At 63.7% G+C, this 21,783-nt stretch carries 24 protein-coding genes, 1 tRNA gene and 4 pseudogenes; 14 read left to right on the top strand and 15 right to left on the bottom strand.

The genetic code is table 11. The annotated features are described in order from the left end of the window. The first annotated feature begins 140 nt into the window (after window positions 1–140). Window positions 141–287: a DUF1059 domain-containing protein gene (locus tag OG874_RS05830; RefSeq protein ID WP_330254091.1), complete on the top strand. Its 147-nt coding sequence runs from the start codon at window positions 141–143 to the stop codon at window positions 285–287. A 362-nt stretch (window positions 288–649) separates the two neighbouring features. Continuing rightward, window positions 650–934, top strand: a complete 285-nt coding sequence (locus tag OG874_RS05825) for a hypothetical protein (RefSeq protein WP_330254090.1) — start codon at window positions 650–652, stop codon at window positions 932–934. An 8-nt stretch (window positions 935–942) separates the two neighbouring features. Here OG874_RS05825 and OG874_RS05820 read toward each other — a convergent pair whose 3' ends face one another. From OG874_RS05820 to OG874_RS05770, 11 genes and pseudogenes are all read right to left on the bottom strand, one after another. Further along, window positions 943–1,575: an MBL fold metallo-hydrolase gene (locus OG874_RS05820; RefSeq protein ID WP_330254089.1), complete on the bottom strand. Its 633-nt coding sequence runs from the start codon at window positions 1,573–1,575 to the stop codon at window positions 943–945. Then, window positions 1,572–2,657, bottom strand: a complete 1,086-nt coding sequence (locus tag OG874_RS05815) for an S-(hydroxymethyl)mycothiol dehydrogenase (RefSeq protein ID WP_330254088.1) — start codon at window positions 2,655–2,657, stop codon at window positions 1,572–1,574. Before OG874_RS05815 ends, OG874_RS05820 begins: the two co-directional genes overlap by 4 nt. Window positions 2,658–2,733: 76 nt before the next feature. After that, window positions 2,734–2,862: pseudogene (locus OG874_RS05810) on the bottom strand (nuclear transport factor 2 family protein); the annotation flags it as partial. Between the two features lie 13 nt (window positions 2,863–2,875). Next, window positions 2,876–3,271 carry a nuclear transport factor 2 family protein gene (locus OG874_RS05805; protein ID WP_330254087.1) on the bottom strand — a complete coding sequence of 132 codons (396 nt, stop codon included), beginning with the start codon at window positions 3,269–3,271 and terminating at the stop codon, window positions 2,876–2,878. Window positions 3,272–3,467: 196 nt separating this feature from the next. Continuing rightward, a pseudogene (locus OG874_RS05800) lies at window positions 3,468–3,959 on the bottom strand (steroid C27-monooxygenase); the annotation flags it as partial. Between the two features lie 128 nt (window positions 3,960–4,087). Beyond that, on the bottom strand, window positions 4,088–4,663 hold the full coding sequence (locus tag OG874_RS05795; RefSeq protein WP_330254086.1) for a TetR/AcrR family transcriptional regulator: 576 nt from the start codon (window positions 4,661–4,663) through the stop codon (window positions 4,088–4,090). Between the two features lie 21 nt (window positions 4,664–4,684). Further along, the gene (locus OG874_RS05790) at window positions 4,685–5,197 is read right to left on the bottom strand and encodes an AMP-binding protein (RefSeq protein ID WP_330254085.1); all 513 of its coding nucleotides are present in this window, start codon (window positions 5,195–5,197) and stop codon (window positions 4,685–4,687) included. A gap of 36 nt (window positions 5,198–5,233) precedes the next feature. Next, a complete protein-coding gene (locus tag OG874_RS05785; RefSeq protein WP_330254084.1) occupies window positions 5,234–5,785 on the bottom strand; it encodes a nuclear transport factor 2 family protein in 552 nt (183 codons plus the stop codon). A 53-nt stretch (window positions 5,786–5,838) separates the two neighbouring features. Next, on the bottom strand, window positions 5,839–6,039 hold the full coding sequence (locus OG874_RS05780; protein ID WP_330254083.1) for a ferredoxin: 201 nt from the start codon (window positions 6,037–6,039) through the stop codon (window positions 5,839–5,841). Then, the gene (locus OG874_RS05775) at window positions 6,036–6,833 is read right to left on the bottom strand and encodes an SDR family oxidoreductase (RefSeq protein WP_330254082.1); all 798 of its coding nucleotides are present in this window, start codon (window positions 6,831–6,833) and stop codon (window positions 6,036–6,038) included. The genes OG874_RS05780 and OG874_RS05775 overlap by 4 nt, the downstream gene beginning before the upstream one ends. Window positions 6,834–6,835: 2 nt before the next feature. Continuing rightward, window positions 6,836–8,041 carry a cytochrome P450 gene (locus OG874_RS05770; RefSeq protein ID WP_330254081.1) on the bottom strand — a complete coding sequence of 402 codons (1,206 nt, stop codon included), beginning with the start codon at window positions 8,039–8,041 and terminating at the stop codon, window positions 6,836–6,838. Window positions 8,042–8,311: 270 nt separating this feature from the next. Between OG874_RS05770 and OG874_RS05765 the strand changes: the two genes are divergently transcribed. From OG874_RS05765 to OG874_RS05735, 7 genes and pseudogenes are all read left to right on the top strand, one after another. Beyond that, window positions 8,312–9,781, top strand: coding sequence for an aldehyde dehydrogenase (locus tag OG874_RS05765; protein ID WP_330254080.1), 1,470 nt, complete (start codon window positions 8,312–8,314; stop codon window positions 9,779–9,781). Between the two features lie 36 nt (window positions 9,782–9,817). Continuing rightward, window positions 9,818–10,567, top strand: a complete 750-nt coding sequence (locus OG874_RS05760) for an SDR family oxidoreductase (protein WP_330254079.1) — start codon at window positions 9,818–9,820, stop codon at window positions 10,565–10,567. Beyond that, window positions 10,567–11,454, top strand: coding sequence for an NAD(P)-dependent oxidoreductase (locus OG874_RS05755; protein ID WP_330254078.1), 888 nt, complete (start codon window positions 10,567–10,569; stop codon window positions 11,452–11,454). The genes OG874_RS05760 and OG874_RS05755 overlap by 1 nt, the downstream gene beginning before the upstream one ends. Further along, the gene (locus tag OG874_RS05750; RefSeq protein WP_330254077.1) at window positions 11,451–11,840 is read left to right on the top strand and encodes a carboxymuconolactone decarboxylase family protein; all 390 of its coding nucleotides are present in this window, start codon (window positions 11,451–11,453) and stop codon (window positions 11,838–11,840) included. The genes OG874_RS05755 and OG874_RS05750 overlap by 4 nt, the downstream gene beginning before the upstream one ends. Before the next feature lie 50 nt (window positions 11,841–11,890). Beyond that, window positions 11,891–12,109: pseudogene (locus OG874_RS05745) on the top strand (FAD-binding protein); the annotation flags it as partial. Window positions 12,110–12,134: 25 nt separating this feature from the next. Then, on the top strand, window positions 12,135–12,992 hold the full coding sequence (locus OG874_RS05740) for an LLM class F420-dependent oxidoreductase (protein WP_330254076.1): 858 nt from the start codon (window positions 12,135–12,137) through the stop codon (window positions 12,990–12,992). A 129-nt stretch (window positions 12,993–13,121) separates the two neighbouring features. Next, window positions 13,122–14,010, top strand: a pseudogene (locus OG874_RS05735) (SDR family NAD(P)-dependent oxidoreductase). Between the two features lie 22 nt (window positions 14,011–14,032). On the opposite strand, the gene OG874_RS05730 reads toward OG874_RS05735, so the two are convergent. Together OG874_RS05730 and OG874_RS05725 are read right to left on the bottom strand one after the other, a co-directional pair. After that, the gene (locus OG874_RS05730; RefSeq protein WP_330254075.1) at window positions 14,033–14,596 is read right to left on the bottom strand and encodes a TetR/AcrR family transcriptional regulator; all 564 of its coding nucleotides are present in this window, start codon (window positions 14,594–14,596) and stop codon (window positions 14,033–14,035) included. 74 nt (window positions 14,597–14,670) lie between these two features. Then, window positions 14,671–15,225, bottom strand: a complete 555-nt coding sequence (locus OG874_RS05725; RefSeq protein WP_330254074.1) for a class I adenylate-forming enzyme family protein — start codon at window positions 15,223–15,225, stop codon at window positions 14,671–14,673. A gap of 592 nt (window positions 15,226–15,817) precedes the next feature. Here OG874_RS05725 and OG874_RS05720 point away from each other — a divergent pair. The 5 genes from OG874_RS05720 (at window position 15,818) to OG874_RS05700 (ending at window position 20,726) form a co-directional block, all read left to right on the top strand. Then, window positions 15,818–17,083, top strand: coding sequence for a glycosyltransferase family 4 protein (locus OG874_RS05720; RefSeq protein ID WP_330254073.1), 1,266 nt, complete (start codon window positions 15,818–15,820; stop codon window positions 17,081–17,083). Then, entirely contained in the window at window positions 17,077–17,808 is a 732-nt protein-coding gene (locus OG874_RS05715; RefSeq protein WP_330254072.1) for a class I SAM-dependent methyltransferase, read from the top strand. The genes OG874_RS05720 and OG874_RS05715 overlap by 7 nt, the downstream gene beginning before the upstream one ends. Then, window positions 17,795–18,832, top strand: coding sequence for a prenyltransferase (locus OG874_RS05710; protein ID WP_330254071.1), 1,038 nt, complete (start codon window positions 17,795–17,797; stop codon window positions 18,830–18,832). The genes OG874_RS05715 and OG874_RS05710 overlap by 14 nt, the downstream gene beginning before the upstream one ends. Continuing rightward, window positions 18,829–19,500: a class I SAM-dependent methyltransferase gene (locus OG874_RS05705; RefSeq protein ID WP_330254070.1), complete on the top strand. Its 672-nt coding sequence runs from the start codon at window positions 18,829–18,831 to the stop codon at window positions 19,498–19,500. Before OG874_RS05710 ends, OG874_RS05705 begins: the two co-directional genes overlap by 4 nt. A 677-nt stretch (window positions 19,501–20,177) precedes the next feature. Then, entirely contained in the window at window positions 20,178–20,726 is a 549-nt protein-coding gene (locus OG874_RS05700) for a tyrosine-type recombinase/integrase (RefSeq protein ID WP_330257194.1), read from the top strand. A gap of 15 nt (window positions 20,727–20,741) precedes the next feature. On the opposite strand, the gene OG874_RS05695 is transcribed toward OG874_RS05700, so the two are convergent. Then, window positions 20,742–20,818: transfer RNA gene (locus tag OG874_RS05695), tRNA-Pro, on the bottom strand. A 97-nt stretch (window positions 20,819–20,915) separates the two neighbouring features. Further along, on the bottom strand, window positions 20,916–21,668 hold the full coding sequence (locus tag OG874_RS05690; RefSeq protein WP_330254069.1) for an acyl-[acyl-carrier-protein] thioesterase: 753 nt from the start codon (window positions 21,666–21,668) through the stop codon (window positions 20,916–20,918). Window positions 21,669–21,783: the final 115 nt, after the last annotated feature.

Genomic DNA, 21,783 nt, shown 5'->3' with positions numbered 1-21,783 from the left:
TTCGCTCGGGCGGCTACTCGACTCGGCACTCGGGGTTGCGGCACGGTTCTCGTGCGGTACACGATCGACCGAACAGGTCGTGAAGCGAATCTTGAAGCGCCGCTGATGATCACCGAGCGCATACATCGAAAGGATCCATCATGAAGACTCGACTGGCCTGTCCCTGCGGTGAATACATCCGCGGCACCGACGAAGACGACCTCGTCGAAAAGACTCGCGCCCACCTCGCGGCCGCACACCCAGATCACAACTACAGCCGCGATGAGATCCTCTTCATCGCTTACTGAACACAGAGCCGTACCCGCCACCGTGGTGCTGACCCGAGAGCAAGCACTGGTGTTGCTCACCGACAGCATGTCCACGCGCCGTCGACGCGCCGCGAAACGACTTCGCGCACTGGCTGATTCCACCACAGCAAATGAAATCCGCACGGCGCTCGTGCACGAAATGCAACATCGCTGGAGCTGGGAGACGCAGTACCACCTGATCATGGCTCTCGGCGCAACAGGCTCGAGCAGAGACATAGAGGTATTGCGGGGACCTGGCGCTGTGTCCCCGCAGTGCCACGGCGATCAACGTTGCCCTCGGTGACGCATTGGTCCGGCTCGGGCAAACGACGAAAAACGATCCACAACCCGCACTGTGGTGCTTGGATCAGCAGGTCGAACGCCTCGACGAAGGTGCGTTGCGGGCGATCGCGGTCCTCCGATTGCGGCTGCCCGACCACGCAATCGACCGAATCCTCGATTACGTCGAGGAGCACTTTCACCGCCGCAATCTGGCATATTGGTCGGCCGTCTGCGCTGCGGGCTGGACCGGACCTCGCGTGCGGGAATTCCTCACCCGATGCGCCCAGGACAGCCGCCTGATCGTTGTCGAGGCCGCCTTGGACGCGGGTAGGGGTTACTACGCGAACCTGCTGAAGGCCACATAGCGAATCGATCAGTGTCCGCGAGCAATCCACTCGGGCAGATGCGGAGCCTCGGCGCCGATGGTCGTTCCGTCACCGTGACCGGTGTACACATCGGTGTGCTCGGGCAGCGTGAGTAGCCGGTCACCAATCGACCCGATGATGGTCGGAAAATCCGAATAGGATCGGCCGGTCGCGCCCGGTCCGCCGGAGAAGAGAGTGTCGCCCGAGAACAACGCGGTCACCTCGGGCAGTCGCAGGCAAACCGAACCAGGCGAATGGCCGGGCGTATGAATGACCTGAAGTTCCGTTCCCGCCACCGGGATTCGCTGTTCGTCGAGAAGCGACCAGTACTTCTCATCCGAGTGGGTCAGCTGCCAGAGCGGCTCATCCGCGGGGTGCAGCAGTATCGGGGCATAGAGATCTCTGCCCAGTCGCGGGGCGACATTGATGTGATCGTTGTGGCCATGGGTGCACACGACCGCGATCACATTGCGCGCCCCGACGGCCGCGGTGATCGTCGCGGGATCGTGGGCGGCGTCGATGATCAACACTTCGTCATCATCACCGACGACCCAGACATTGTTCTCGACTTCCCATGTGCCACCGTCGAGTGCGAATACTCCGGAAGTGATGACGCGCTCGATGCGCAGCGCACCGCTCACAGTACGACCACCGAACGCAGCACCTCACCGGCGTGCATGGTGCGGAAAGCCGCTTCGACCTGGTCGAGCTTGATGCGTTCGCTGACGAACTTGTCCAAGGGCAGTCGCCCCTGCTGATATAGGTCGACCAGCATCGGGAAGTCGCGTTCGGGGAGGCAATCGCCATACCAGGAGGACTTCAAAGCGCCGCCACGAGAGAAGAAGTCCAGCAGTGGCATCTCCAGGCGCATCTCCGGTGTCGGGACACCCACCAGGACCACGGTGCCGGCCAAATCGCGAGCGTAGAAGGCTTGTTTCCAGGTTTCCGGGCGACCAACGGCGTCTATGACGACATCCACACCGAAGCCCTCGGTGAGGTCCTGAATCGCGGTGATCGGATCCGAATCCGTGGCATCGATGGTGTGGGTGGCGCCGAGTTCCGCCGCCCAGCGGAGCTTCCGTGAATCACGGTCCACCGCAATGATTTTGGTCGCTCCAGCCAGGCGAGCCCCGACAATGGCAGCGTCGCCGACACCACCGCAGCCGATCACCGCCACCGAATCACCACGCCCGACCCCTCCGGTGTTGACCGCCGCGCCCAACCCGGCCATGACGCCGCAGCCCAGCAGCCCCACGACGGCGGGATCGGCCGTGGGATCGACCTTGGTGCACTGACCCGCGTGCACGAGTGTCTTTTGCACGAAAGCACCGATACCCAGGGCAGGTGTCAGCTCCGTCCCGTCGGTCAGCGTCATTTTCTGGGCGGCGTTGAAGGTGTCGAAGCAGTACTGCGGACGACCTTTCCTGCAGGCTCGGCAACGACCGCACACCGCACGCCAGTTCAGAATTACGAAGTCACCCGGAACGACGGAATCGACTCCGGGACCGACACTCTCGACCGTGCCCGCCGCCTCATGTCCGAGCAGAAACGGGAACTGATCGTTGATCCCGCCCTCGCGGTAGGTGAGGTCGGTGTGGCACACCCCGCAGGCAGCGATCGCGACAACGACCTCACCGGGTCCCGGATCGGGAATAATGATGTCGACCAGTTCTACGGGCGCCCCGGCCGATCTTGCGATGACTGCGCGTACCTGTTGCGGCATATGTGTTCTGTCCTCCGTTGATTGAATTACGACCTGACCACCGAACGCTGGTCGCGCGGGGCGAGTACACGCCGTGTCCGACGTCATGACGAACTATGTTGTCGGCGATCAGCTCCGCAGCGAGAATCAAGTCTTTCTTGTTCCACGCAACGAGGTTGTACGCCTCGACGACTTCGCGAGCGGACCGGGTTGGCGGTGCGGTCATCGAGTTCCTTTCCTCAGCGTTGCAAACCGAACTGGCCCGCGGCATGGGCGACGTCCAGGTATTCCCATACATGGGTGATCAGCTCGCCATCGGACAAGATCCACAGGCTGTACTCGTTCTCGTACGGTCTGCCCGCCGCGAACAGAGCCGCGGCGTTCATCGTCAAACGCGCCGCTCCCGCGTTGCCCTCGACCAGGACCTGGTGGACCGAGATCCGCACGTCCATGTACAACGTCCCGAAGATGATCTCCAGGGCAGTACGGATGGAATCCCGGCCGACGGTCGGACTGCCGAGGATCCCGACGGTAGGGGTGATCCACCACTCCGCCTGCGGCGCAAGCAATTCCACCATCCGGTCCGGGTTGCCGAAGCTCGAGGTGAAACGACCGAGCAGTTCGCGTGTGTCCACAACGCTCCTACGGTCAAGCTTCGGCACCTGGGCTTGAATGATGACGCGGTTAAGGTAACATAGTTTTCCAAAGCGCGACAGCGTCGGCAGAATGCCACGCCCAGCAGGACGTTGTCCGACGTCGCTCAGCCGGCCGCGGAGTCCCACAATCGCAACGACCGAGCCGAATCGGCGGGTGCGCGAACGCGTGGCGCTCGGCCACCTGTTCGACGAAGTCCCCTCCGCCCTCCTTTTTCGCGGCATCCACAATGGCCCCAGCCTGTTCGGTGAGAGCCGCCCGCAGTCCCTCGACTGCGCGGGGAGTGAACCCTTTCGAGATGATCCACCGAATCTTGGTGTGCTTGGGCGGATCCATGTTCACCAATAGCGCGCCGGTCGCCTCGATCTGCCCGGGGGTGACCTCACCTGGAAACCGAATGATCGCACCCTTGCGCTGCGAAGAGAAGACCTCTGGCTTCCGCGAAACCTCTTTGATGTCTTCATGTTTGGTCACCACCCAGTAGCCGCCGTCTCGAAAGCCCCCGGACTGGGCATCGGTCTGCGGATTCCACGAGACCGGGGCCGTGCGACGAAGCTGAGCAAATTACTCGACGGGGTTGCGGGCTTCCCACAACGCTGGATCGGCGAAATCGAATCCCGGGGTAGCGAGAACGCAGACACTGCAGCCTCCTGATTGGGTCGATGTCATCGTGGTCATGATCGACTGCACCAGCTCCACCAGTCTGGCACCACCAGCAGAAATGGATCGAGCCGAGTGCTCCAGCCAGGACGGCGGGGGCACTCGGCTCGTTGACTCTCGTTCTGAGGCAGGGCGACTCAGCCCAACAACCGCCGGACACAGGCCTCCAGCAGGTCGGCGACTTCGCTGTAGGAAATATGCCCCATGCCGCCGTGTAGCAGTGCGCCGGCGTAGAGGAGCTCGAGGATGCTGAGCGTCTCGGTCTCTTCGGAACCGAGTGCGCGACTGAGCCTGCCGCGGATCTCGGCGCCGATTCGGACCCTCAGGTGCTTGACATCCGGATCGTCACCCAGGAGCGCGTTGCTGACCGCGCCGGCCAGGGCGGGCTCGTCGGCGATCAGCATCGATACCTGGCGCAGGACGGCGCCGACGCGGGCAACTTGGTCCAGGCCCTCCATGTCGGGGAGCGGTGCGACCACCAATCGCCGCCAATACACTTCGGCGATGAGGTGTTCCTTGGAGGAGAAATAGGTGTATGCGGTGGCCGTACCGACCCCCGCGGCGGCGGCAACGAGCCGCACCGTGGTGCCTGAGTATCCTTCTCGGGAAAGCACTTCGACCGCTGCGGCGGTCAGGCGATCAACGGTGTCGGCCTGCTTCTCGGTCAGCCGTCGCCGTGTGGCTTCGGTCCCCGGTGACACTATTTCGGACATATGTCTAGACATTACTACCGACTACTGTCTTGAACCATTAGCACACGCGGATTCATCGCTTGCCAACCGAATCGCCCCGTGATGACCATGACGTGGGGTCGTTCCCGCTCCACCAGGCCCCACGCTCGCACCGGGTCGAACTTCGACTCGAGAACCACCGAATTGCCCGACCACGACGCGATGAACGTGGGCATGAACGCCGCGGCATTGATCAACGGCGGCAACACCAGCCATGTCAATGGATCGTTCTGGGCCCCGACGCGCGACTGGTGGTACGGCGAGGAATTCACCCGTGTAAAAGTCGATTCCACCGCCGAGCACCCGCCACATCTCGACGGTCTCGATGCTGTTGTGCATTTGGAAACCGATGTGCGTCCCCGCACCCACGCCGAGCGAGCCGAAGTAATCGGCGAGCTGGTTTGCCCGCCTCTCGAGCTCGATATAGGAAACACGGCGGCCGCCACTGATCAGAGCAATACGATCGGGCATCGCGTCTACGGCGTGCTCGAACAGGTCAGCAAAGTTGTTTGCCACGGGATTATTCTCTCGATGGGTCTCGTCGGAACCGGGTCACCACAGCGGTACTGGACCTTGGCCGATCCGGTACCAGCCGGGCAACGGCGCACTCGAGGTCGCGCGCTGGATGCGCTTCTGCATGCCATCGGACAACGCGTTGTTGGTGATCATCTCCATGAACAGCGCGCCCACGTTCCCGAAGTCGAAGAAGTCGCGCTGCCACGACCATTGGAAATCACCGGCGTAGCGAAACCAGCTGCCCCCGATGCCTTCCGGCGAGTAGTTGCTGCCGTCGGCACGGGTCGCATCACTGATCTGCTTCCACAATCCGATGACGTCACCGCTGCGTTCATCGATGACGAAGTGCTGGTAGGTATAGACCCACCCTTCGAGACCCTCCATCTCGGTACCGAGCGCGTAATCACGGATCTCATCACGGCCGACGGCCATGAATTCCTGCTTGGGCCCGTAGTTCCAGCCGTAGGTGGCATCGGTGGTGTAGAAGTCGACCAGCGGCTTCCAATCGCCTTTGGCTTCGCAGTCCTTATTGGCCTGCACCCAGCGTTGCACCATCTCGTCGAGTTCAGCGCGATCGAATTCAGCCATGGCAGTGGTCCTTTCGTGGAGGCAAAGAATTGTATTGGTGGGAATGGAGCGGTTCAGCTGTCGCCGTCAGTGAGTGTGAGCGCCTGCGTGGGGCAATAGCGCACGGCATTCTCGACACCGGCGCGTGCGTCGGTCCCGGGGGTGGGGTCGAGGATCTCGACCTTGCCGCGCTTGGGAACCGTGAACACCTCGGGCGCTTCCGCCTGGCAGACCGCGTGCCCCTGACACAGGTCCAGGTCAGCATGAATCTTCATGCGCCACTCCCGGATTCGGCCACTTTCTTCGGTACGCCCGGTTGCACCTCGACCAGGACGAGATGGCTGCCCGGAGGTGTCGAAACAACCGAAGAAACGGCAGCGGCCATATCCCTCGGCCGCAACATGTACGGATGCCGGGCGAACCCCCAGGCAATCCAGTCCTCGATAAGCGGTCCCACAACCTCGGCGGGCGCGGTGAGGCCCATACCGGTCTTCGTCGCACCGGGTCGAACCAGACTGACCCGAACGCCGGTGCCCTCGAGCTCCATTCGCATCTGGTTGGCCATGGCCTCGAGTCCGGTCTTGGCCGCACTGTAGGCGCCCGCGCGTGGACGCGGTGCATCGGCGCAGTCAGAGCTGATCAGCACGAAATCCCCGCGGCCCCGCGTGATCATGTCCGGGATGACGCGTCGTACCAGCCGGTGCGCGCCGATCAGGTGCACATCGACCTGCTTGGCGAACTGCTCGCTGCTCATCTCGTGAATCAATCCGAATTCGAGATCGCCGGCTCCGGAGACTACGATCTCGGCGGGACCCAGTGCCCGCTCGGCGGCGAACACGAACTCATCGACCGAAGCGGTGTCGGTGACGTCGAGATAGTGCGCGAAAGCCGCACCGCCAGCGGCCGTGATCTTTTCGGCCAGCCGTTCACATTCCTCGACGCGGCGGGCGCCCAGCGCTACCGGATATCCCTGCTCGGCAAGCATCTCCGCAGTAGCCGAGCCGATCCCGGAGGACGCTCCCGCGATCAGGACCGGTCGTCGCACCGGATGCGGTTCGAAACGTGGCATGTTCAGGAAACCTCAACTCGGATGGGCAGTTTGGCGAAGCCGCGCACATTGGTCGAGTGGACCCGTTCGATACCGGCCTCGATGAGTTCGTAATGTGGCACCCGCGAGACGAATTCGCGCAAGGCGATGGTGGTCTCGAGGCGGGCCAGGTGCGCGCCGAGACAGAAGTGCACGCCCGCACCGAAACTGGCGAGATTGCCTTTGTCCGCGCGATCGATGCGGAAGCTGTCGGCGTCGTCGAAGACCTCCGAGTCCCGATTGGCGGAGCCGATGAGCAACAGCACCTTTGCTCCCATGGGGATGGTGCTGCCGTACATCTCGAAATCCGTGGCCGCGCTGCGGGCGACGAGTTGACTGGAGGTGTCGTAACGCAACGTTTCCTCGACCCAGTCCGGAACCAGGCTGGGATCGGCGACAACCTTCGCGTACTCATCCGGATTACGTGCGGCCCAGTACAGCGCATTGCCCAAAAGCTTTGTGGTGGTCTCGTTTCCGGCCACGACCATCAGGAACATGAACCCGATGATTTCCTCGTCCGAGAGGCGGTCACCGTCGATCTCCGCATCCAGCAACGCCGAAGTGAGATCGTCGCTGGGGCGGGCCCGACGCTCTGCGACCATCTCGCCGTAGTAGGTGAACAGCCGGACGGCCGCGTCCATCGCGGGCATCGGCACATCGAGGACGCCCTCCTCTCGATGTACGACCAGGTCGGCGAGCCTGCGGATTTCAGCGCGATCCGATTCGGGCACACCCATGAGCTCGGAAATGACGTCCATGGGCAGTTTGCCGGCGAAATCCTCGATCCAGTCGAAAGATTCACGCTCGAGCGCGGGTTCGAGATGCTCGAGCGTCAGCGCATGGATGCGGTTGTCCATCTCGGTCACACGCTTGGGCGTGAAGCCCTTGTAGACCAGACGACGCATCCGCACATGCCGCGGATCGTCCATCGCGAGAAAGGACATCGTCCGATACGCGTGCGGCCCCCAAGCAGCCGGATCCAGTGACACCCCGTTCGCGCTGGAGAGCCGCACGGTATCGCGGAAGCCCGCCATGACGTCGGCGTGCCGTGACAGCGCCCAGAAGTCGAGCTCCGGGTTGTGATACAGCGGAGTCTCGGCGCGCAAACGCGCATAAGTCGGGTACGGGTCGTCATGGAACCGGTAGTCGTACGGATCGAACGTGAACGGCTCCAGTGAGGCCGAAGTCATCACGCATACCTCGATTTCGATCGTGCATTCCTCCGGGCCGAGCCGGGACACCGACCCAAAGAGACACATAGCTGGACATCTGTCTGGACAGTATCATCGACATCAGTCCGACACAACGGCGAACTCGACTACAGAGCTGCGAACAGATCCGGGCACAGCAAAGAAACTGCTTGCACACAGGCGACTTCACGAACCCGTTCTTGCGCTCGGTGACATATCCGAACTATATTCCGAACACCTGTCCAGACATCATACTATCGGAGTCCATGTATGAACGATCTTGTCCCCGCAGAAGGCACTCCCCTGCTGATCGGCGGCAAGCTGGTCCCCGGTGGATCGGGTGTGTTCGCGACGATCAATCCCGCCACCGAGGAGGTACTCGGCCACGCCGCCAATGCCTCCGCCGATGACATGGACGCCGCCATCAATGCCGCGCGGACGGCCTTCGACACCACCGAGTGGTCCCGCGATCACGCTTTTCGCGCCCATTGCGTGCGCCAGTTGCGCGGCGCCATGCAGAACCGCATCGACGAACTGCGCGAGATCACCGTCGGGGAGGTCGGCGCACCGGTCATGCTCACCAGCGGACCGCAATTAGAAGGTCCCATCGCCGATCTGTCCTTCGCTGCGGATTTGTCCGAAAACTACAGCTGGAAAACAGATCTCGGCGATGCCGAGCAAATGGGCATCAACAGTCGGCGCACCGTTCGCAGGGAAGCCGTCGGCGTCGTCGGAGCGATCACGCCGTGGAATTTTCCGCACCAGATCAACCTGGCAAAACTCGGCCCGGCACTGGCCGCCGGCAACACCGTCGTTCTCAAACCCGCACCGGATACGCCCTGGTGCGCCGCAGTGCTCGGCTCGTTGATCGTCGAACACACCGACATTCCCGCCGGCGTGATCAACATCGTCACCTCCGACAACCACGCTCTCGGCGCCCAGCTCGTGGAAGATCCTCGAGTCGATATGGTCACGTTCACCGGATCCACCCGGACCGGTCGATCGGTCATGGCCGGTGCGGCTCCGATGATCAAACGCACGTTCCTCGAGCTCGGGGGCAAGTCCGCCGCGATCGTGCTCGACGATGCGGACATTGCCGCGGCCGCGAGTTACACCGCGTTCTCCGTTGCGATCCACGCCGGGCAGGGCTGTGCGCTCACCACCCGGCTGCTGGTGCCGCGTTCCGCCTATGACGATGCGGTCGCAGCAGCAGCGGCGGCGATGTCAGGAATCCGGGCCGGGGATCCGACGAAACCTGGAACCATTTGCGGGCCTTTGATATCCGCCGCGCAGCGCGATCGGGTCGAACGCTATCTCGATATCGCTCGCTCCGAGGGCGGGCGCATCGTGACCGGAGGCGGACGACCCGCCAGCCGCGACCGTGGCTACTTCATCGAACCGACCGTGATCGCCGATCTCGGCAATACCTCGACGGTGGCCCAAGAGGAGATCTTCGGTCCCGTTCTGGTCGTGATCGCGCACGACGGCGATGCCGACGCGGTCCGCATGGCCAACGAATCCCCTTACGGCCTATCAGGTTCGGTCTGGGGCAAGGACCCTGACCGTATCGAGAAGGTGGTATCGGGCGTCCGCACCGGAACCCTCAGCGTCAACGGCGGGCTCTGGTACCACGCCGACGCGCCGTTCGGCGGCTACAAGCAATCCGGAATCGGCCGCGAAATGGGCGTGGCCGGGTTCGAGGAATACCTCGAAACCAAGCTCGTCGCCACTCCCGCCTGATCCCCAATCCTCTTCCAGCACAAGGAGCTGAACACCATGGCACGTTTCAATGGGCGCACCGCAATCGTCACCGGCGCCGCGCAGGGCATCGGAGCCGTCTACGCCAAGGCACTCGCTGCCGAGGGCGCGAAGGTGGTCGTCGCCGACCTCAACGCCGAGCGTGGTGAGGACGTGGCCAAGCAGATCGTCGCCGACGGAGGCACCGCCCTCTACCGGCGCGTCGATGTCTCCAATCCCGAATCTGCCAGCGAGCTGGCCGAATTCACCGTTGCCGAATTCGGTGGCATCAACCACCTGGTCAACAATGCCGCCATCTACGGCGATATGAAGCTCGACCTGCTGCTGACGGTCCCATGGGACTACTACAAGAAGTTCATGGGTGTGAACCTCGACGGCGCACTGAATGTCACTCGCGCGGTGTGGCAGCACATGGTCACCGCCAGCGGCGGTTCGATCGTCAATCAATCCTCCACCGCCGCATGGCTTTACTCCGGGTTCTACGGTCTGGCCAAGGTCGGCATCAACGGCCTCACCCAGCAGTTGGCCACCGAGCTCGGTGGATCCAATATCCGGGTCAACGCCATCGCGCCCGGCCCGATCGACACCGAGGCCACCCAGACCGTCACCCCCGGGAAGATGGTCAAGGAGATGGTCTCTCGTATCCCGATCAAGCGCATGGGCACTCCCGAGGATCTGGTTGGCGCCTGCCTTTATCTGCTCTCCGATGACGCCGGGTGGGTTACGGGCCAGATTCTGAACGTCGACGGCGGACAGATCATCCGGTGATGGGCGATTCCGAATACGACGTCCCGGTCGGGTTCATCGGACTCGGCAATATGGGCGCGCCCATGGCCCAGCGGCTGCTGCAATGGCCCGGTGGCCTGACCGTGTGCGACGTACGGCCCGAGGCGACACTGCCGTTCACCGACGCCGGTGCGAGCTCCGCGGCCAACCCCGCGGAGCTCGCCGCCACCGCACGGGTGATTTGTGTGACCGTCATCGATGATGCCCAGGTGTGTGATGTGGTGACCGGCCCCAACGGTCTGCTGCGCACCGCTGCGCCGGGAACCGTGATCGCGGTGCACTCGACCATCAGCGACGTCACTGCGGAAAAGCTCGCGGCGGCGTGCGCGGACCACGAGGTGGAATTCGTAGATGCGCCCGTCAGCGGCGGCGCACCGGCAGCCAATCGCGGCACACTCGCCGTTATGGTCGGCGGCACGGACGCTGCGGTGCAACGCATCCGGGCACCATTCCGGTGTTTCTCGGATCTGATCGTGCATGCCGGAGTGGTGGGCTCGGGAACGCGAATGAAGCTGGCTCGCAACCTGCTTCACTTCGTTTCCTTCACCGCCGCAACGGAGGCGCAACGACTCGCCGAGCACGCGGGCCTCGATATCAGTGCCCTCGGCAAGGTGGTTCGGCATTCCGATTCCATCACCGGCGGGGCGGGGGCCATCATGCTGCGCAACACCACGGCCCCCGTCGCACCCGACGACTTCTGGTTTCTCATCCTCGGCCACGTCCGCGATCTGGGCGAGAAGGACCTCGCACTCGCACTCGAACTGGGCGAACGGCTCGACACCGACCTACCGCTCGCGCGGCTGGCGCTCAGCCATCTGGCGGCCGGTCTCGGCGTCGCCGAGCTTCCACTGGAGAAGGAGACATCATGACCTCCGACACGAATACCCACTCCCCCAGCGAAAGTCGGCAACGCGGACTTGCCAGGATGAGCGAGGTTTACGGCTGGGAGTTCGCGGACGGCCCCGGCGAGCACTTCGCTCTCACCGCCGATCATCTGTTCGGCGACATCTGGTCACGTGCGGTGCTGACCGACCGGGACCGGCGACTGCTGCTGCTCGGAGCCCTCACCGCTACAGGCCTTTTCGACGTCGCCGAGATTCAGGTGGGCGCCGCACTACGGAACAACGAGCTCACCGAGGAACAGCTTCGCGAGATAGCGATCTTTCTGTGCCACTACGTCGGCTGGCCGGCGGGCACCAAGCTGGATTCCGCGATCGGTACCGTGTTGTCGCAAGAACGGCGTAAGAAGTCGTGAAAGACGAACAACCGCAGCATATCTCCGAGATCGCGGAATGGAGTGCCACCGCCGACATGCGGGGATTCACAGCGGGATTCCCGCTCGGCGGGCTACGCACCGATCTCGACGGACGTGTGCTCACCGAGACAGGCGATTCGATTCCCGGCCTCTACGCCGCAGGTCGGTGCACAGCGGGAATCTGCACCGGCGGCTATGTCAGCGGCGCCTCACTCGGCGACGGCAGCTTCTACGGGCGGCGTGCGGGTATGGCCGCCGCGCGCGACTGACCAGGACAGAAAGAGGCTATTCACCATGCGATCCGGCGTCGTACTTTTCACCAGCGACCGTGGCATCACGCCAGCTGCCGCCGCAGCGGCAGCCGAAGAACGCGGTTTCTCGTCGTTCTTCGTCCCCGAGCACACCCACATCCCCATCAAACGCGAAGCAGCACATCCCTCCACCGGAGACGCCACGCTGCCCGATGACCGCTACACCCGCACACTGGACCCTTGGGTGTCGCTGGCCATGGCGGCGGCGGTAACCGAACGGATCGAACTGTCCACCGCGGTAGCACTGCCGGTGGAGCACGACCCGATCACCCTGGCCAAAACTCTGGCCAGTCTCGACCATCTGTCCGGTGGGCGCGTCACCCTCGGTGCCGGCTTCGGTTGGAACACAGACGAACTCACCGATCACGGCGTTCCACCGAACAAACGGAGGACCGTGCTGCGCGAGTACATCGAGGCGATGCGCCAATTGTGGACCGAGGAAGAAGCCAGCTATCAGGGCGACTACGTCTCGTTCGGTCCCAGCTGGGCCTGGCCTAAACCGGTCCAGTCACATATCCCGGTGCTGATCGGCGCGGCCGGGACCGAGAAGACCTTCCAGTGGATCGCCCGGACCGGCGACGGCTGGATCACCACACCCACCGAGACCGATATCTCGGCCCGAATCGCGTTGCTGCACAAGACCTGGACCGAGGCCGGGCGCACGGGTCGACCACGCGTCGTCGCACTGGCCTTCAAGGCCGACCGCGACACGCTCTCCCGCTGGGCCGAAGACGGTGTCACCGACGTTCTCTATGGCCTGCCCGACCGATCCGCTGACGACGTGCTCCGGTACCTCGACCGGCTGGCCGGAAAAGTAGCCGAGATGACGCCGACCGACTGATCGAATGCATGTCCGACACAAAAGCTTTGGGCGGTGTCACCGTCACTCCCGGAGACCGTGATCGGCGGGCCGGTATTGCGCGATGCCGCGTCCGCCGTCACGTGTGCACGAAACCAGAGGAGATCGAAAGTGACCGAACAGCAAGCATTGTCCGGACGAGGCGCTGTCGTAGTCGGCGGGGGCAGCGGTATCGGGCTCGCAGTTGCCGAGCTACTTGCCGAACACGGCGCAGGCGTTGTGATCAACTCGCGAAACGAGGCAGCGGTACAGCGGGCGGTGGAGACAATCCGCGGCGCCGGCGGTAGTGCGCAGGGAGTTGCGGGATCCGCGGCCGATGAGGTCGTCGCCGGACGGCTCATAGCGGCGTGTACATCTGCTTACGACAACGTCGACATACTCGTCAATTGCGCCGGGATCGCCGAACCTGTCGGCTCGTCGATTCTCGATGTGAGCACCGATGATTGGCAGACAATGATCGATTCACATCTGACCACGGTCTTCAATACCTGCCGGGCCGCTGCGCCGCTCATGGTGGCTCGCGGGTCCGGCTCGATCATCAATACTGGATTCGTTCGCCTACCTCGGCGATTACGGCGGCACCGGCTACCCCGCAGGAAAAGGCGCGGTCATCAGCTTGACGCTCGCGATGGCTGCCGAAATGCGGCAATCGGGAGTACGAGTCAATGCCGTCTGCCCAGGAGCCAGGACACGACTGTCGACCGGTCCCGACTACGAGACTCACATCCGCGATCTGCACCGCCGCGGCCTACTCGACGAACTGACCATGCAGGGATCGCTCGATGCGCCGCCTCCCGAGTATGCGGCGCCGCTGTACCTGTACCTCGCCTCCGACACCGCCCACCAGATCACCGGTGAAATCTTCATCGCCGCAGGCGGATTCGTCGGCTCTTTCCCTCGACCAGCGCTGGTTCCGATCGGATATCGCGATCACCATCGGGAACTTCCGTGGTCGGTTGCCGAACTGCATTCACTAATGGAGAAGCACCAACACGGGTGACCGTCCGCGAGGGACCTGTCCGTCAGCCGAGCAGCCGCCGGGCGCAGACCTGCAACAAATCAGCGACCTGGTCATAGGAAAGGTGCCCGATGCCGCCTTGCAGCAGTGCACCGGAGTACAGCAGCTGAAGTATGTCGAGGCTTTCCCGATCCTCCGAAGCGAGTGCATCAGCAAGCCGATTACGAATCTCGGTACCTATCCGCACGCGCAGATGCTTCACGTCCGGATCGTCACCGAGCAACGCGCTGCTGACCGCGCTTGCCAGCGCGGGCTCCCCCGCGACCAGCATCGATACCTGCCGCAGCACGGCGTCCACCCGCGCCAGTCTGTCCAGGCCCTCCATGTCGGGAACCGGCATCGCCACCAGGCGTCGCCAGCACACCTCGGAGATCAGGTGCTCTTTGGAGGAAAAGTAGGTGTACGCGGTGGCTGTACCGACACCCGCGGCGGTGGCGACTAGACGGAGGGTTGTTCCCGAATATCCTTCGCGGTCAAGCACTTCCACGGCCGCGGCAGTCAAGCGATCGACAGTGTCGGCCTGCTTGCCGGTCAAGCGCCGTCGGGTGGCTTCGAATCCGGTGGACATGCGTATGGACGCTACGACAGTCTGGATTCCAAAACCAATCTGTCCAGCTGGTAGCGCGTGTGACGCAGAGAAAGTCAGCCGATCACGAAGCCCTTCCGCAGTGCGAGTCGGTTGATTTTCTCACTCACGTTGCGGGGCAACGGAATTTCGGAAACCAGAATGTATCTGGGGACCTTGTGGGCAGGCCACGTCAGCCGCAAGTGGTCTCGTAGTTCTTTCTCGGTCAGGGTCGTCCCGGGATTGGGGTGACAAACCAGGGCCAGTTCTTCGCCCATCAGGTCGTCGGGCACATCGAACGCGGCGGCTTCCTTGACGCCGGGATTGCGGTAAGCGACGTTCTCGATTTCCACTGGTGCGATGTTCTCACCACCGCGGATGACGATTTCCTTGCTTCGGCCGGTGATGTGCAGGAATCCATCGGCGTCGAGGTGACCGATATCGCCGGTGCGCAGCCAGCCGTCCTCGGTGAAGGCCTCTCGGTTCAGGTCCGCACGTCGCCAGTAACCGGGAGTGACGGTGACTCCACGTAATTGGATTTCCCCGTCCAGGCCTTGGGGCAGGTCACGGCGGGGTCTCGACGGCCTCACCGTCCGGGCCGCAGCAGCCGTCGCGGGAATCAAGCTGTCCATTGCGCTGCGCCTCTTCGGCAGCGACCGCCTCCTGGTCTCGGAGATCTTGTGGCGACGGCTCACCGCACGACCGAGCCCGCTACCGACGAAGAGCACTCAACCCTGCCGACGCAGAGTCTCCCGTAAAGCCGCCACGGAAATGCCGCGAGTTCGAGCCCGAACCGCCCCCACGGTCCAGGAAAGAGTCCACGCCGCCTTGGGATCGCGACCCGACACCACTGCCGCGGAAACGCTCGAGGCCATCTACATGGGCGCGTTGCTCAACGCCGGACTGGGATACACCGAGGTTTCACGCCGAGCGCGCTCAACCGAACACTTCGTGAATCGAATCCTGCGGGGCCAACTGGATCAGACCTGCAATCTGCCGGGCCTGGGCGGCGATCGCGGCGCTGGCCTACTGCATTCACGTGTTACCCGACAACAGGACCTGGCCACGCCGGATGGACTGACGAAGCCGTTCCGCGCACCGGCCACACGAACAGTTGTCGCAAACAGTTAGCGGTAGTAATGTCCAGACACATGTCCACCATAGGTGTCTGGACAGAGTTCAGGAAGGGTATCCAATGAGACTGGTTACGATCAGGGCCGCCCGATGCGCGTAGCCCTGCTGTCCTATCGCAGCAAGACTCACTGTGGCGGACAGGGTGTTTATGTCCGGTATCTGAGTCAGGGACTGGCAGACCTCGGCCACACGGTCGAAGTGTTCTCCGGTCAGCCCTACCCCGAACTGCTCGATCCTCGGGTGCTGCTCACGGAGGTGCCCAGCCTGGACCTGTATCGGGATGACAACCCATTCCGCACCCCCCATCCGCGGGAAATCCGCGACCGGATCGACCTACTCGAACTCGCCACCATGTGGACGGCAGGATTTCCGGAGCCGCACACCTTCAGCTTGCGTGTAGCCAAGCTGCTCGCCGCACGCACAAGCGATTTCGACGTTGTGCACGACAATCAGTGTCTCGGCTACGGGCTGCTCGACATCGCGCAGCGCCTGCCGCTGGTGGCGACCATCCACCACCCGATCATCCGGGACCGCCAGGTGGACTTGGCCGCGGCTCCATGGCGGCGAAAGCCGTTCGTACGCCGTTGGTACGGCTTCCTCGACATGCAACAGCGGGTAGCACGCCAGATTCCGCATCTGATCACGGTGTCGTCGTCCTCGGCCGAGGACATCGTCGCCGACTTCGATGTCGCACGATCGCAACTCGATACCGTGCCGCTGGGCGTCGACACCGAACTGTTCCGACCGCGTCAAGAGCCTCGGATACCCGGTCGAATCGTTGCGGTGGCCAGCGCGGACAAACCCCTCAAGGGCATCGGTCATCTACTCAAAGCCGTTGCCCAGCTGCGACATACACGCGAGGTCCACCTACAGCTGGTTGCGAAACTGGAAACGAACGGGCCCACCGAGAAACTCATCGCCGAACTCGGGCTGACCGACATCGTCACCGCCACCAGTGGTTTGAGCGACGATCAACTCGCCGAGTTGCTCGCTTCCGCGGAGATCGCATGTATTCCATCCATGTACGAGGGGTTTTCGCTACCCGCCGTCGAGGCCATGGCAAGCGGCACTCCGCTGGTCGCGAGTCACGCCGGAGCCCTGCCGGAGGTCGTCGGGAATTGCGGCGAATTCGTCGCACCCGGCGACGTGGACGCGATGACCCGCGTCCTCGGTGATCTGCTCGACCACCCGGTTCGCCGGCATCGTTTGGGCGCGCTGAGCCGCCACCGCGCGCTCGAGACATTCGCCTGGTCCGCCGTCGCAGCACGGACCGTTGCCGTCTACGAGCAAGCCATCGACCGCTATGAAGGCCGCACTGCGGCTGCCCTTTCCGCTGCACAGGAGGCGACATGCTGACCGTTGACTTCGATCGACTGGGAGTCGCGCCGGGAACCCGTGTCATCGATGTCGGGTGCGGGGCCGGGCGCCACAGCTTCGAGGCGTACCGGCGCGGCGCCGATATCGTGGCTTTCGATCAGAGCGTCACCGATCTCGCCGATGTCGATGTCATGTTCCAGGCCATGGCGGCGGCGGGCGAGGCGCCCGACTACGCCAAGGCCGAAACCGTGCGCGGCGACGCGCTCGAACTCCCCTACGGCGACGGCGAATTCGACATTGTCATCGCCTCGGAGATCCTCGAACATGTCCCCCAGGACACCCGGGCCATCGCCGAACTGGTACGGATACTCAAACCTGGTGGCCGCCTGGCGATTACGGTCCCCCGCTGGCTGCCTGAGCGGCTGTGTTGGGCTCTGTCCGACAGCTATCACGCCAATGAAGGCGGTCACGTGCGGATTTATCGCGCCAACCAGCTCCGCGACAAGGTAACCGACCTCGGCCTGCGCTACCTGCACCATGAGTTCGCCCACGCCCTGCACTCCCCGTACTGGTGGTTGAAATGTGCCGTCGGCGTCGACAAGGACACCCATCCCGCCGTCACCACCTATCACAGGATGCTCGTGTGGGACATGATGTCGGCTCCTACGGTTACCCGGGCTGCCGAGCGGCTGCTCAACCCGATCATCGGCAAGAGCGTCGCCCTGTATTTCATCAAACCGGTGGTCGCCCGTGCCGCTCGTTGAACTGCCCGCTGTGCCCGGCGTATTGACTGCCGCCGATATCGAACTCAGTGGCGAATCCATCGCCGCCGCGCAGGAACCCGACGGTGCGATCCCGTGGTTCACCGGCGGGCACACGGACCCTTGGGATCACGTCGAATCGGCGATGGCTCTCACTGTCGCCGGGCTGTGGGACCAGGCCCGCGCCGCGTATCTCTGGTCGGCGAAAACGCAGCGCGGCAACGGATCCTGGCCCGCGCAGTATCGAAGGGGAGTAGTCGAGAATTTCGACGCCGATACGAATTTCTGCGCGTACATCGCCGTCGGCGTATTGCATTTTCTGACCGTCACCGATGATCGGGACTTCGCCGTAGAACTGTGGCCCACAGTGCGGGCCGCGATCGACTTTGTGCTCACGCTGCAGCAGGATCGCGGCGAGATCCACTGGGCTGCGGGTGAATCCGGCAGTTCAGGCGATGCGCTACTCACCGGCTGCGCCAGCATTCACCACAGCCTGCGGTGCGCGATCGCTCTTGCCGAGGTCGTTGGCGATCCCCATCCGCACTGGCAGTCTGCCGCAGCGCGTCTCGGCCGGGCTCTGCGAGATCACCCGCAGGCATTTCTCGATAAGAGCCGCTACTCCATGGATTGGTACTACCCCATCCTGGGCGGCGCTCTGCGCGGCGCCGCCGCGCACGACCGTATCGAACGGCACTGGGATACGTTCGTCGTCGCAGATCTGGGCATTCGCTGCGTGTCGGACGCGCCCTGGGTTACGGGCGCCGAGACCTGCGAACTGGTGCTGACCCTCGACGCGATCGGAGAGCACCGCCGCGCGCACGAGTTGTTCGCCGCGATCCAGCACCTGCGCGATACCGACGGCTCCTACTGGACGGGGCTCGTCTACATCGACGGTAAACGCTGGCCCGAGGAACGCACCACCTGGACCGCCGCTGCCGTAGTACTCGCCGCCGACGCCCTCACCCGCACCACCCCGGCCAATGGCATCTTCCGCCAATGGCACACGGGAAGAAAGGATTTCCGATGAGGCAAGCTGACGTCTCGCCCGCCGTCCGAGAGCTGTTCGACCTCGCCGACCAGACCACGGGGTTCATGCCGCGCGACGAAGGCCTCGCGCTCTACAACGCCGCGCGCACGAACACCATCACCGGACCCATCATGGAAATAGGCACATACTGCGGTAAATCCGCACTCTTCCTCGGGGCCGCTGCACGGGAGACCGGTGTGACCGTGTTCACCGTCGATCACCACCGAGGTTCCGAAGAACACCAACCTGGCTGGCAGTACCACGATGCCACCCTGGTGGATCCGGCAATCGGCGTCTTCGACACGGTTACCGCGTTCCGCCACACCATCATCCGCGCCGGCCTCCACGACACGGTCATCGGCATTATCGGGTCGTCCGCCACAGCTTCGAGCATCTGGCGCATCCCGTTGAGCATGCTGTTCATCGACGGCGGCCACACCGAGCAAGCCGCTCAACGCGACTACGACAACTGGGCGCACTGGATCTCCGATCGCGGCCTGCTGGCCATCCACGACGTCTTCCCAGATCCTGCCGACGGTGGCAGCGCACCCTACAACATCTACCGCAGGGCACTCGACAGCGACGAATTCCGCGAAGTGTCGGCCACCGGGTCACTGCGGATATTGCAACGACAGCGCCCGCGCATCCACGCCGCAAGGGCCGTGTAAGGCAGCACCTCAGTCAGACGCGCCCCAGTCCCTCGCCCGGTACTCTCCTGGACTCATTCCGGTTTCGCTCCGAAAGACCCGAAACAGCTGACGCTCACCGGAAAGCCACACGCAGTTGCGATGGCCGCGATCGTGGCGTCCGGCCCTGCGAGCAGTAGCCGCCGCAGCAGTGTTGCGATGCCACCATCGATCTCGGTCGCGCGGTATACGGCGCTGCGCGACATCGAGCACGCCGCGGCAACCCGCTCGGGCGTCAGTTCGGGGTCGGTCAGGTGATTGCGGAGATGGGCAAGGACTCGCTCACGTGCGTCACCACCCCGCCGGACCGCCAGCGGGGTGGTGACCTGAAACGACAGAGATAACCGATGCCAGCAGATCTACCGCATGAGCGGTCAATGCTTCGAGATCCGCGGATTGCTTCGCGTTCAGCGCGGCGACTCCGCGAAAGTAGTTCCCGACGACCGCAGCCACGCTGACACCCGGTAGCGCCAAAGGGTGAACAAACAAGCGCGCGAAGGCATCTTCGTCGAGCCCACTGCGCACCCGCAGCAGCGCCCACGGAACCCGCACGGTTATCTGGGCGACGCAGTTTGCCCAACTGGACCGCGCTGGTGACATTGGCCGATGCCCTAGTTGAACGTTCGGCAGATCGGTATCAAGGTTGGGGTGACGTGGTTATGTTCGCCGCGTGCACAGCATCCCGGATCGGTGAGGTATCCGGCTGCCGGGTGCGCGACATGGACACGAAGACCTGGACGTGGCAGATTCGGCGCCAGACGACTCCGTCACCGGGTGGTCTGGATGACAAGGGCACCAAGGGAAATCGTGCCCGGTACGTCCCTCTCATCGAGGAAGTCCGAGACATGGTGTCCAAGCGGCTGAGCATGATCGGCGAGGACAAACCCGATGCCCGTCTGTTCCGTGGACCGCGCGGCGGCCGGATCGCAACAGGTGTGCTGCGAGACGCGACGCATTGGGATGAAGTGGTGGGAAAGCTCGGCTACGAACACCTTCGCCGGCACGATCTCCGCCACACCGGACTGACCTGGATGGCGGATGCCGGGGTCTCCCTGCACGTCCTACAGAAGATCGCCGGGCACGCCGACAGTCGAACGACGGAGAAGTACCTCCACCCGGATCGCCAGGAGATCACCGGAGCCGGTGACAAGCTCTCCCAGCATCTGCGGTCCCGTTCTGGTCCCGCTCTCCGGGTGGTCGGATCATGAAAACCACCTCTGACCTGGTCGGGATGACAGGATTTGAACCTGCGACCACTTGACCCCCAGTCAAGTGCGCTACCAAGCTGCGCCACATCCCGGTTGCGCCTAGTTTCGGGCGCTCGAAAAGATTACCTCAGGGGTGGGCGAGACGCCGAATCGCCTGGATAACGGCATGGCGGTGGGGGTGTTAGGGGGTCAACGTGGGGTGACGCGGGCTGCGGCTCGGGACTCGTCGCCGACGGCGAACCAGGCGTCGAGAGTGGCGCCGTCGCGGCGGCCGACGATGCGGACCTGTTCTCCGGCCTGCAGTGGTTTCGTGTATTCGATGACGATGCGGTGGGGGCCGGACATGAGGTCGGTGTGGGTGGCCAGTAATTCCTCGAGTGCGCTGAGGTAGACCGCATTGTTGACGTGGTCGAGCCAGTCGATATCGGCAATACGCAAGGGGAAGGGCAGTTCCTGGACGGAGGGGCCGGTGGGCAGCGGGTCGGTGAGGGCGGCCTTCCAGCGGAGCCGGTGTTCGGTGGTGCTGGCCAGCATCGGCGCCATGAAGCGGTCGCTCATGCGGGCGGGGACGCCGGATTCGGTGCCGAAATGGATGAGGAATGCCTCGGTTTCGACCAGGCCGCCGTTGCTGCCGCAGATCTGGACGCGCATATTGCACCAGCGGTTGGACAGGGCCGAGCACCAGCGGCGCAGCGTGACGTGCTCGCCGAATTCGATGGGTTTGAGGACGTCGATGACGGTGCGGCGGACCACCCAGCCGCGATGGGTAGCACCGTCCTCAACGGCCTCGAGGTGTTCGAAGCCGATGTCCTGGAGGTAGCGGGCCACGGCGTCGAGGCGCAGGCGCTGGTCCCGGGCGGTATCGGCGAGGCGGACCGGCCAACCGGTTTCGAACGAGGTTCCGGTGGTAGGGCGTTCCGGCAGCAGGCTGGGAATGACCATGAACGGATAATGCCAGGTGATGGCCGCCCGGGTGGGCCCGACCCACCCAGACCGGTCGGTCTGCCAGCTCGGGCCTTGTTCGAGGATCGTCCAGATCGGCGTGAGGGCGCCGAGG

The sequence above is a fragment of the Nocardia sp. NBC_00565 genome, from assembly GCF_036345915.1.
Classification (GTDB): Bacteria; Actinomycetota; Actinomycetes; order Mycobacteriales; family Mycobacteriaceae; genus Nocardia.
Note: the sequence above shows the minus strand (reverse complement) of the source record. Positions and strands in the feature narration are given on the sequence as shown.

Excerpts from the sequence above, each read along its gene's own strand:
- OG874_RS05830 (WP_330254091.1), top strand. The coding sequence starts at position 141 with ATGAAGACTCGACTGGCCTGTCCCTGCGGTGAATACATCCGCGGCACC.
- OG874_RS05815 (WP_330254088.1), bottom strand. The coding sequence starts at position 2,657 with ATGCCGCAACAGGTACGCGCAGTCATCGCAAGATCGGCCGGGGCGCCC.
- OG874_RS05795 (WP_330254086.1), bottom strand. The coding sequence starts at position 4,663 with ATGTCCGAAATAGTGTCACCGGGGACCGAAGCCACACGGCGACGGCTG.
- OG874_RS05785 (WP_330254084.1), bottom strand. The coding sequence starts at position 5,785 with ATGGCTGAATTCGATCGCGCTGAACTCGACGAGATGGTGCAACGCTGG.
- OG874_RS05780 (WP_330254083.1), bottom strand. The coding sequence starts at position 6,039 with ATGAAGATTCATGCTGACCTGGACCTGTGTCAGGGGCACGCGGTCTGC.
- OG874_RS05775 (WP_330254082.1), bottom strand. The coding sequence starts at position 6,833 with ATGCCACGTTTCGAACCGCATCCGGTGCGACGACCGGTCCTGATCGCG.
- OG874_RS05770 (WP_330254081.1), bottom strand. The coding sequence starts at position 8,041 with ATGACTTCGGCCTCACTGGAGCCGTTCACGTTCGATCCGTACGACTAC.
- OG874_RS05765 (WP_330254080.1), top strand. The coding sequence starts at position 8,312 with ATGAACGATCTTGTCCCCGCAGAAGGCACTCCCCTGCTGATCGGCGGC.
- OG874_RS05760 (WP_330254079.1), top strand. The coding sequence starts at position 9,818 with ATGGCACGTTTCAATGGGCGCACCGCAATCGTCACCGGCGCCGCGCAG.
- OG874_RS05755 (WP_330254078.1), top strand. The coding sequence starts at position 10,567 with ATGGGCGATTCCGAATACGACGTCCCGGTCGGGTTCATCGGACTCGGC.
- OG874_RS05750 (WP_330254077.1), top strand. The coding sequence starts at position 11,451 with ATGACCTCCGACACGAATACCCACTCCCCCAGCGAAAGTCGGCAACGC.
- OG874_RS05740 (WP_330254076.1), top strand. The coding sequence starts at position 12,135 with ATGCGATCCGGCGTCGTACTTTTCACCAGCGACCGTGGCATCACGCCA.
- OG874_RS05730 (WP_330254075.1), bottom strand. The coding sequence starts at position 14,596 with ATGTCCACCGGATTCGAAGCCACCCGACGGCGCTTGACCGGCAAGCAG.
- OG874_RS05725 (WP_330254074.1), bottom strand. The coding sequence starts at position 15,225 with ATGGACAGCTTGATTCCCGCGACGGCTGCTGCGGCCCGGACGGTGAGG.
- OG874_RS05720 (WP_330254073.1), top strand. The coding sequence starts at position 15,818 with ATGCGCGTAGCCCTGCTGTCCTATCGCAGCAAGACTCACTGTGGCGGA.
- OG874_RS05715 (WP_330254072.1), top strand. The coding sequence starts at position 17,077 with ATGCTGACCGTTGACTTCGATCGACTGGGAGTCGCGCCGGGAACCCGT.
- OG874_RS05705 (WP_330254070.1), top strand. The coding sequence starts at position 18,829 with ATGAGGCAAGCTGACGTCTCGCCCGCCGTCCGAGAGCTGTTCGACCTC.
- OG874_RS05700 (WP_330257194.1), top strand. The coding sequence starts at position 20,178 with ATGTTCGCCGCGTGCACAGCATCCCGGATCGGTGAGGTATCCGGCTGC.
- OG874_RS05690 (WP_330254069.1), bottom strand. The coding sequence starts at position 21,668 with ATGGTCATTCCCAGCCTGCTGCCGGAACGCCCTACCACCGGAACCTCG.